An 8835-nucleotide genomic window follows, 5' to 3' on the forward strand; every position below is an offset into this window, starting at 1 on the left:
ATAACGAATTAACAGTCATTGGGAGTGAATTACCGGTTTTGCAGACTAAAGGAACCTACAAGTATTTAAAAGAAATTACTGGTAACGGGGCCTATTATCAAGTAGCTTGGCAAAAATTATCTGACGGTTACGTTGCCCTTTATGGCACGACCTTGATTCAAATAAGATCACTGCCGACATTGAATGATATTTTTGAAGATGAGGAGGGGTAGACAATGCCGAGTAAAGCAGATGTTAAAGCCTGGAAAGCACAATTAGTCGCCCAGGCTGAACAACAAATCCTAAAATTAACCGATAGTGACCGATTTAAACAGTACCTCAATACCTTGGCTAAATTCCATCATTATAGCGCCAGAAACATTGATTTAATTTATGCGCAAAATCCTCAAGCTACTCAAGTCGCCGGTTTTAAGCAATGGCAGACGGCTTTTAACCGCACCGTCAACCGGGGCGCAAAAGCGATTCGGATTGCGGCCCCGATTATTAAGAAGTTAACACCAGCCGAGCAAAAGCGACTTGATACCACCGATGAACGCGCCATTGTCGGTTACCGTTATCTACCCGTCTTTGACGTGTCACAAACTAGCGGTGAACCAGTGTTAAGTTCTAAGGATTTTGTCAAAGAAAATTTAGCCGATCATCAGAATGTAACGAGCTTGTATAACGCGTTCAAAGATTATTTAAACCAGCAACCCGACCTTAAAGTCAGTGAAGTGCCTTTAGCGACGCTAAATGGGGCTAAGGGGTATTTTCAACCCAGCACTAATGAAATCGTCATTGGTGGCGATGAGCCCGACAATGCTTTGAAACTAAAGACGTTATATCACGAATATGCACATAGCCAGCTACACGGGTTAAAATCAGCCTTTAAAGATCGGCCACGAGCCTATCAGGAAACCCAGGCCGAGGCGGTTGCATATGTCGCCATGCAAAACATTGGCGTTGATACCAGTAACTATTCACTCGGTTACGTGGCCACCTGGGCTAAAGATAAAGCCGTGATNGGCGGTTGCATATGTCGCCATGCAAAACATTGGCGTTGATACCAGTAACTATTCACTCGGTTACGTGGCCACCTGGGCTAAAGATAAAGCCGTGATCCATAGTGCTTTAAGTGAAATTCAGCAAGTTAGTAACAAGGTGATTGAGCTTAGTGACGGGTTAACCAAACAATTAGGTTTACAAGAAGCCCAAAAAGAGCCTGAGCATGATCTAAAAAAGCTATCAGCCCAGGATCTTAATAAGTCCTATCAAGGCTTGCAACAACAAATTCAACAAGCAACTAGTCCACAACAGAAAGCACAATTTAAAAACCAGTTAAACGATGTGCACCAAGAAATCAGTGAGCGAACTCAAAAACAACTGCAAGCATTTGCTGAACAGAATCCAGGAATCAAACAACCCGAATCCGAACTTGATCAAAGTTTAAAACGGTAGCCAGTCTTTAAAGGACATGCTATAATGTGGACAGAAAAGGGAAGTCCCGCCGAAAACAGGACTTCCCACGCAAGCCGCTTCAAAGGCGGTGGCATAATTACAAAACTATATTAATGTCGTCCCGTAACTCGCCAAAGTTATAATCGGGGCGGCTTTTTTATTTGTGTTGCTTGTCGATATAGCTGAGTAGCGCGATTAAAAACGTGCCAAACAGCAACATCAACGAGAGTGTCTGGAAGACGCTCATTGACTGTGAAACCTTCCTGAAGATTATTCCATGTTCCCATGGGCCTCACCTCGTAAGGGAAAAGACAGCCACCGCCCTTAAAACTTCTTGCTTGATCTATTATACGAGAAAATCAGCGGGTAACCAAGTTCTATTGAACATTAAGCTGGACTAGCCGCCGATTTTAGGGTGTGATTACTATACCTGGCTTTCATGTACAGATACTAATTTAGAATCCCTCAGACACAACTTTTGATCTGCCACCTTCTGAAAATCATCATCATGTGAGACAACTATAATAGTTTTACCTAATGCTTGTAGTTCTTGAAAAATTTTGATTATAGCTTGAGCATTTTGATGATCAAGGTTACCTGTTGGTTCATCTGCAATAAGCACATCGAAGGGCTTAATTGTGGCTCGTGCAATGCCTACCCGTTGTTTTTCACCACCGCTTAATTTATACACTGGTTGAGTTAATAATTCTGATTGCAATCCGACACGAGACAATGCTGTGAGCATCGCATCTTCACTGATCTTTCTTTGAGCTAGTTTTAAGTTTTTCTTAACGGTTTTATCATCTAACAAAAAATAGTTTTGAAATACAAACGAAAACCGTTTTCCCCACAAATCTGGATAGTTAATCTTTTTTAAATCTGTACCATCTAAAGTAATTTGACCAGAGGTAGGGGATTCGATGCCAGCAATTATTTTTAAAAGCGTTGATTTTCCGGCTCCACTTTTACCAGAAATGCTGCAGAAGGATCCTTTCGGTATTTCTAGGTTGATATTTTGTAATATAGGAACCTTGTCATATGCTTTTGATACTTCCTTTAAAAGAATCATTTTATGAATCCCTCCCTATGGTTCGGTTCCGTTTTCTTATATCATACAAAACAATGGTGAATGACATTAGAATTGTTCCTAAATATATTAACGACGATTCTGCTAAGCCTAACCAATCTACTGATCGTGACGTATAGATAGCTATAAGGTTAGAAACTATGAAAACGGCACTAATAAAGCTAATGGGGGTAAGCATAATCATGTAAAGTGGGAATCCCATAAATTGTTTGATAATAATTTCTTTTTCTCGTAATAAATAATATTGATTTATCAATACAGCTAGGGAAACGAAAGTTATGATACCAAGCACAACTATTTGAGTTAGCGCAGTGTTAGTAGCATTTTTAGTCTGCTGGATTAGCTTGGCTTTTTGTGCATAAATAGATGTTACATAGTTTATTGTGCCACCCATGCCGCTTTTCTTCAATGCGGGTTTAATTCTCTCATAAACTTCACCAACATGTTTATTGAAAAAGAAAAGTCCTCCGTTTAGTGCAAATAAGTTGCCATAACTGAGACTATTTTGATAATCATCAAAAACGGTTATAATCGGATCCTTAACCATATTCGTTTCTAAATTGTCTCCGGAGTTAGGATTGTATGTGAAATATTCTTGCCCATTTTTAGCATAAACTATTTCTATTTTAAGATTCTTCCGAGTGAATTTTGGCGTATGTTCCATTCGTTTCCACTCTTTAAAATCTGAATTTAACTGGAATAAAAATTCCGATAAATAATTGGACCGGATCTTTGACTCGTAAGGTCTATATTTTTCAGGAACTACCAAAATTTTCTTAAAAAGCGTGGGCTTTAATCTTGACGCTTGGGTACCATTTACCAGTTTAGTTTTAGACAACTTTAAATAATTAGTATCGGCGGTAATCGACCTACCAGATGGCCTAACTATATTGTCCGATGCAGATCTATTATCCGGATCAATTGTGTACCAGGGAACTAATTGATTATTTGAATTGTAGGCTCCCAAAAGATTGTTTGAAAAGACTACAAATGTTTTGTTCCGTTTATTTAACTGATGCCAAAGCTTTTTTGCACTTAAATCATAAGCCACCTCAGTTTGATTATCCGTTCGATCAAGTTGGTTAGTTACATTAGTCTGATAGATGTTCCTTGTAGATGACCACGTACTAAGATTCTTAGTCTGTTTTTGATATTGCAAAAGTTCTTGATGAATTTCCGGGATTTTGATACTAATAAATAAGACACAGGCTATGAACGCTATAACACTAACTGACATAGCGATTAGTGACGCCCCTGACCAATTAAATGAAGCGGCCTTAAATTTAGCTTGTAAAATTGCAACTAAACTATAAATAAAAATCATCAAAAATAGATAACCAATATATAAGAGTACTAACTGCAAAATAAACGTCTTATAATAAATCAGACAATTTTGGTAAGCAGAATATATTATTAATAGTGCAGCACTGCTCGTTACAGCCAAAACCATACTAGAAGAAACACTTTTAATAGATTCAATGACATTGCTACTCAGTCGATGACCAAAAAGTTTTCTTAGCATAACCGCTTGCCGCTCTTTTATAATGACAAACATCAGTGAAATCAGTGAAACAAAGCCCGATAAAAGCGCTAACGTAGCATAATTAAATGTATTATTAATTTCAGGGGAAGCTTCGCTGATGTTGGCTTTAACCTTAACTTTACCGAAATTGTGCATCACTTGAGTTACTCTATTGATATTACCTCGAACATAAAAGACACTGTTTAGGCCTAAGTTCTTAATTTTATAAAAAGGATACAATTTAACTCGATACTGAGTATTGGGAAGAAGTAATCTTTCTCCATTTCTGCTGTAATTGGTAGCCTCATTATCAGGAGACTTATCACCTGTTACCGGAAGCTTAGAATTAGCACTATAGATTATTAACCCTTTTTCACCAGTGAAAAAATATTGTGAGACACTGGTATTGCCAGTAGCCACTTTTTGGAGTTGACGTGTCAATTTTTCATAATCAGCATTATTTTTTAATTGCAGCGAGACTTCTTTTTCTTGGCTATACAGCAGTTTATTGAAATAACTATTTATTGAAGTATTAATGATAAGTATCCCAGAAAGTACTAAGAATATTATCATGCTAAATGACAATATTTTTTTCATGATTTCCTCCTTTCCCACCAAAAACCTTATAAGACTCTCTCAACTATATGTTATGAAAAAACTAAATGCTCCCATGGAATATGAGAGCATCAGGGAGTAAAGCGCTACGCAATTACTTTTTATCTGTATTAGTAAAAGCCGTAAAATGCCTTGTTTCCCGTTAACGTTGCATTAACTTGTGAAAATGCTGTATTTCCAGCGCGTGCCTTAACACGTGGCCCTACGCCGTTACCATTATGGGCCGTTGCCGTATGGTTACGTTTAGCGTGTTTATAAGTTGATTGTACTTTTGTACCATAAACCCCAAACAGCCAATCACCACCATCAATGTGGTGCCATTTATATGGTGCCAAGCCCTTACCCTTAACTGCAGCTTTAGAAACAGCTAAAGTATCATTACTATTTAGTGAAATTACAGGTGTTGGCGCTGTTGTATCGGTAGTTGAAAGCTCTACGTAACCACCACCTGTGGAAGAACTATCATCATTGCCAACATTTGCGGAAACTCCTGTTGCTGGAATTAAAGCCAATCCTAACAAACTGCTTAAAAGAAGAGTTGTGATTTTTCGTGACATTATAATATCCTTCTTTCTTTTAATCAATAGAAAGCGCTTTACTCGCTTCCAGTGTAGCACAAATAAATGGTTGCACATAATCAAATGTGTAATTTTATATTTAACTAATACCGCTTAAATCAATGTTTATTCGTTATTTTAACTTTTCGTTTTTGAATGCCACATTGCGAATTTCTTGTAGCGGGACGAAACAATCAGAATCAATCACAATATCATTAGCATTGTAGCCATGAATTAAAGTCGTTATATCCGGCAAATGGTGGTTATTTTGATCAACCATTTTTAGCTGAATCGTTACCAGTTGTTGACTTTGATACGCGGCGGCCAACACTTGTGTCAGTTCCGCTAAGGATTGCTGCGGTCGTGGGACATAGACTGCATTCAACTGCTGGTTTTGTTGATTTAGCGCGGCGGTATGATCGGACAAATAAAACCCCTGCCATTTCATCATGCCCCGGTCGTGATAATCATGTTCAAAGAAATGCTTAACCGTATCTAAGTCAAAGTCTTGGCTATTCAAGGGACACCCGCTTTCGTTGAATTAACTTTTGACTTTTAGGCCAGCGTTCACCAGTAAAGCCAACAAATTCGATCGTTAGTTTAATCTTTTGTCGCAAAGATTTTAGTAGCGTCTCTAAATCAGCTAGATCATAGTTAGCTAATTTATGTAAAGGAACGGATTGCAAGCGCTCGTTAGCCCGTTGACTGTTAAAAAACAGATTATAGGTCTGATCGTAGGTGTCATTAGTCAACATTAACCAATAGCGGGTTTGGGGACGCCGCTTAAACAGTAGGGTTAACCGCCCCTTAATAATCTCTATATCACTATTCATAGCTATTGCCTCCATTATGTCCGCCCACTAGTGAAGCCCGCTTGATAGCGGTGCCCCCCTTTAATAAACTGGTCGCGTAAACTAGTTTGGTGAACCCAAATTGCCGGTGAATTTCATCAATCACTTGGTTTAACCGGCTGCGGCGAATTTGGTTACGCGGTGTTTCAAATAAATTAAGTTGTTGGCCGGAGTTGGCACTTAGTTTACTGCTATAAACGCCAATATTGCGGACAGCTTGACCGTCCCAATTTTGACGGAATAACCACAATAATTGTTGCGTCAAAACTTGATTGTCGTTAGTCGGTTCAATTTTTAAAGCTTGGTGAAAGCCACCGCGCCCATCTGATTCGGCTGCGGCATAGGAAAACCCAATGCTTAGCGATAGACACCCCGCCAGTTTATGGTGGTGCCGAAGCCGCGCCGCCACCTGTTCCCCAATTTCTTTAATTACGGTTTCAATTTCGACTTGGTTAAAATAATCTCGTGGCAATACTTGCGAATTACCCAGGCTAGCTTCTTTAACCTTAGTTGGTTCCGTAACTTGCGCGCGATCAATTCCCCAGGCCGTAGCAAATAATTGGCTACCAATGATTCCAAGCTGCTGTTTGAGTAAATAAGGGTTGGTGTGGGCTAGCTCATACATATTATGAATTTGAAGCCGGTTCAAACGTTTAGCCATACGGGGGCCAATCCCCCAAACGTCCGTTAATTCGTCAATTGACCAAATTTTATCCGGCACAGTTTCGTAATGGATTTCACCGATCAATTCATGATTATGTTTAGCGTAAAGGTCTAAGGCTAATTTAGCTTGCACCGGATTGTCACCAATCCCCACGGTGGTATACAAGCCTAGTTTTTGCCGAACTGTCTTTTGAATCAAGCGCGCCACTTCGCGAACGGAATTGCCAAACAGCCGCCAAGTATGGGTCATATCAAGAATGCTTTCATCAATCGAATACGGCCAAACCTCTTTTTCAGTGGTAAATTGATGAAAAATCTGATTGATCTGTAAATTGCGTTGAATATAAAGGTTCATGCGCGGTGGCACGACCCAAAGCCTGGGATCATTAGGCAAATCACGTTTTCGGGAGACATTGGCTTTAAGATGAAATACATGCTTAGCTTCGGGTGACGTGGCTAAAATGAGCCCACCATTGGTATTTTCAGCTTCACTAAGGACCACTAACGGGACTTTTAAGGGATTAAGGCCCCGGGCAACGGCTTCGCAACTAGCATAAAAGGACTTGTTATCGATTAAGAAGAACACGCCATGCGGTTCATCATCAAAAAACATTTAGATCACTTCCGTTAGCTTTTACCTATATTGTAGCACAGAAACGAACATATGTTCCCTTAAATTGTTAGAAAGCTGATTAAAAATAGTCGAAAGTCAATTATAGTCATGCTATAATGTGAGTAAGAAAAAGGAAGCCCCGAGTGAACAGGACTTCCCATGTAGAGCCGTTTAAGACGGTGGCAGATTTTAACGATATTTAATAACCGCTAGCTTGCCAGAGCTAAGGCGGTTATTTTTTTTGCTGACTTTTGATCAGCTCAACAATTAATGCGATTAAGGCTACGATAAACATACCGAAAGCCAGCATTAATTGTAAAGCGTCCGCAACGGACACTTAGACTACTCCTTTCGTTAGGATTTATGGGCTTTAAAGGTTTAACACCATAAGCACCACCTCCGATTGGAAATAGCCACCGCCTTAACTTCTCTACAAAGAACTATTATACAGGGACTCTGTATCACTATCCAAGCTTTAAAACAAATTTGCCTGATCGCTATATTACTAGTGAGAATCAATTTAAACGGATTAACTTTCAGGGTTAATCCTTATATTACTAGTGGGACACGGACAAAATTTGAAAGAAGGCTTTAAAACTTGGTGACGTAGAACAGTAAGGCGCTTGATAATTCTAAAAATAATAATACAAATGCAAACAAATAAGAAAGAAGATTTTATAATGTTGAAAGTTATACAATTATTTATAGGTCAATCATGGGAACTAATTTTAAATATCATCCAATGGATTAGCATTAACATATCGGTAGGTTGGTTAGCATTCGGATTAGCAGTAATAACATTTTTAAGAAATCGTCACAGGAAGCTGAGACAATCTTTTGAATACTCCTCAGGAAGCAACAATTTTGAAACAGCTATTTTCCTATATAATGACAGTTTAGGAACTGAAGCGTCTGAACTGCTAGGAATAATGGTTACAGACAAGAAATCCTATCTATATCGAAAGTTGTTGCCATACATCATTCGAGTAAAACTTAGATTGTGCAAAGACAACAATCGTAAGACCACGCATACGACAAGGTCTTGGGCATATCGCTTATTTTTATTGTTTATAGATAAGATAAAGTCTAAGAACTATAAAAAGCAATATGAAGATAAGGACTTATATCCTTACCTTCAAATGGTGAATATCCAAAATGGCGATGAAATTGCGGCGGCTGGTTTTATTCCCATCAAAAGTCACGAAATGAGAACTATTGTTATTCCTAAAGGGCGCTTTTTAGACGCAGTTAAGAATCGTCTTACGTCTAATTATAAAGCATTAAAGCGCTTCGTTAATAAAAAGCCCGTTTATATTTATTTCATATATCAGACCATGAGTGGCACAGTGAAGGAATTTGTCGTTGAAACAAATTGTCAAGACTCCTTGGGAAAAGATTTAGATATGGAATATTTAGCAAAAATTCTTGCTGTTCAAGATAAATATAAAACAAAATAAGTTCATATCAAACGGCCACTAGGGTATACCCTA

At 38.6% G+C, this 8835-nt stretch carries 9 protein-coding genes and 2 pseudogenes; 3 read left to right on the plus strand and 8 right to left on the minus strand.

Features of this window, described 5'->3' with window-relative positions; genetic code table 11:
• A partial coding sequence (locus tag OXT66_RS09080) for a hypothetical protein (protein ID WP_268597011.1) occupies positions 1-212 on the plus strand: 212 nt, incomplete at its 5' end.
• 3 nt (positions 213-215) lie between these two features.
• Positions 216-1437: pseudogene (locus tag OXT66_RS09085) on the plus strand (ArdC-like ssDNA-binding domain-containing protein).
• 157 nt (positions 1438-1594) lie between these two features.
• Here the strand turns inward: OXT66_RS09085 and OXT66_RS09645 are convergent.
• From OXT66_RS09645 to OXT66_RS09675, 8 genes and pseudogenes are all read right to left on the minus strand, one after another.
• Entirely contained in the window at positions 1595-1684 is a 90-nt protein-coding gene (locus tag OXT66_RS09645) for a putative holin-like toxin (RefSeq protein WP_129637591.1), read from the minus strand.
• A gap of 177 nt (positions 1685-1861) precedes the next feature.
• Positions 1862-2506 carry an ABC transporter ATP-binding protein gene (locus OXT66_RS09090; protein ID WP_064775584.1) on the minus strand — a complete coding sequence of 215 codons (645 nt, stop codon included), beginning with the start codon at positions 2504-2506 and terminating at the stop codon, positions 1862-1864.
• Position 2507: 1 nt separating this feature from the next.
• Positions 2508-4643 carry a hypothetical protein gene (locus OXT66_RS09095; protein WP_064775583.1) on the minus strand — a complete coding sequence of 712 codons (2136 nt, stop codon included), beginning with the start codon at positions 4641-4643 and terminating at the stop codon, positions 2508-2510.
• Positions 4644-4771: 128 nt separating this feature from the next.
• Positions 4772-5218 (minus strand): lactococcin 972 family bacteriocin, encoded by a 447-nt coding sequence (locus tag OXT66_RS09100; RefSeq protein WP_064775582.1) that lies wholly within the window; start codon positions 5216-5218, stop codon positions 4772-4774.
• A 133-nt stretch (positions 5219-5351) separates the two neighbouring features.
• Positions 5352-5738 carry a hypothetical protein gene (locus OXT66_RS09105; protein ID WP_268597012.1) on the minus strand — a complete coding sequence of 129 codons (387 nt, stop codon included), beginning with the start codon at positions 5736-5738 and terminating at the stop codon, positions 5352-5354.
• Positions 5731-6051 (minus strand): acetyl-CoA carboxylase, encoded by a 321-nt coding sequence (locus OXT66_RS09110; protein ID WP_268597013.1) that lies wholly within the window; start codon positions 6049-6051, stop codon positions 5731-5733. The genes OXT66_RS09105 and OXT66_RS09110 overlap by 8 nt, the downstream gene beginning before the upstream one ends.
• Complete coding sequence (locus tag OXT66_RS09115) at positions 6044-7345, minus strand: Y-family DNA polymerase (protein WP_268597014.1); 1302 nt, start codon at positions 7343-7345, stop codon at positions 6044-6046. Before OXT66_RS09115 ends, OXT66_RS09110 begins: the two co-directional genes overlap by 8 nt.
• A gap of 232 nt (positions 7346-7577) precedes the next feature.
• A pseudogene (locus OXT66_RS09675) lies at positions 7578-7682 on the minus strand (putative holin-like toxin); the annotation flags it as partial.
• 343 nt (positions 7683-8025) lie between these two features.
• Here OXT66_RS09675 and OXT66_RS09125 point away from each other — a divergent pair.
• The gene (locus tag OXT66_RS09125) at positions 8026-8802 is read left to right on the plus strand and encodes a hypothetical protein (protein WP_143042429.1); all 777 of its coding nucleotides are present in this window, start codon (positions 8026-8028) and stop codon (positions 8800-8802) included.
• The last annotated feature ends 33 nt before the right edge of the window (positions 8803-8835 follow it).

It is taken from the genome of Lentilactobacillus senioris (assembly GCF_026798195.1).
GTDB lineage: Bacteria > Bacillota > Bacilli > Lactobacillales > Lactobacillaceae > Lentilactobacillus > Lentilactobacillus senioris_A.

What these genes read in the sequence shown, in the direction of transcription:
- OXT66_RS09645 (WP_129637591.1), bottom strand. Translation starts at nt 1,684, where the DNA reads ATGAGCGTCTTCCAGACACTCTCGTTGATGTTGCTGTTTGGCACGTTT.
- OXT66_RS09090 (WP_064775584.1), bottom strand. Translation starts at nt 2,506, where the DNA reads ATGATTCTTTTAAAGGAAGTATCAAAAGCATATGACAAGGTTCCTATA.
- OXT66_RS09095 (WP_064775583.1), bottom strand. Translation starts at nt 4,643, where the DNA reads ATGAAAAAAATATTGTCATTTAGCATGATAATATTCTTAGTACTTTCT.
- OXT66_RS09100 (WP_064775582.1), bottom strand. Translation starts at nt 5,218, where the DNA reads ATGTCACGAAAAATCACAACTCTTCTTTTAAGCAGTTTGTTAGGATTG.
- OXT66_RS09110 (WP_268597013.1), bottom strand. Translation starts at nt 6,051, where the DNA reads ATGAATAGTGATATAGAGATTATTAAGGGGCGGTTAACCCTACTGTTT.
- OXT66_RS09115 (WP_268597014.1), bottom strand. Translation starts at nt 7,345, where the DNA reads ATGTTTTTTGATGATGAACCGCATGGCGTGTTCTTCTTAATCGATAAC.
- OXT66_RS09125 (WP_143042429.1), top strand. Translation starts at nt 8,026, where the DNA reads ATGTTGAAAGTTATACAATTATTTATAGGTCAATCATGGGAACTAATT.